The sequence below is a fragment of the Neobacillus bataviensis LMG 21833 genome, assembly GCF_000307875.1.
Lineage (GTDB): Bacteria > Bacillota > Bacilli > Bacillales > Cytobacillaceae > Neobacillus > Neobacillus bataviensis.
On the sequence record NZ_AJLS01000066.1, the window covers coordinates 1 to 493 of the forward strand.

The following is a 493-nucleotide window of genomic DNA, read 5'->3' on the forward strand; positions in this document are numbered from 1 at the left end:
TAAATGGAAGCCTCTATGTGACTGCTGAAAAAGTGGGCGAAGATACAACTTTTGGAAAAATCATCGAATTAGTTGAAGAAGCACAAGATGCTAAATCACCTGCTGAAAAATTTATTGACCGTTTTGCAAAATATTACACACCAGTCGTGCTTTTGATTGCCATTTTAACTTGGCTCGTGAGTCAAAATTTGGAGCTTGCCATTACGATTTTGGTATTGGGGTGCCCAGGAGCCTTAGTGATTGGTGCGCCGGTATCTAATGTTGCTGCGATTGGTAATGGAGCGAAAAACGGTCTATTGATTAAAGGAGGAGAGGTGATGGACACTTTTAGTCGGATCGATACCTTACTTTTTGATAAAACAGGAACACTGACAAAAGGTGAAACAGAGGTTGTATTAGTTAAAGAGTTTAGCGAAATTTCCTTAGATTTACTGACGAAAATATCTGTCAGTAAATTTAGATTTTGTTATAATGGACTTAACGAAAGTTAGGG

General features: G+C 38.1%; 1 pseudogene. It reads left to right on the top strand.

Going from position 1 to position 493, the window contains the following annotated elements:
* Positions 1-395 (top strand): annotated as a pseudogene (locus BABA_RS12105) (heavy metal translocating P-type ATPase); the annotation flags it as partial.
* Positions 396-493 lie beyond the last annotated feature (98 nt).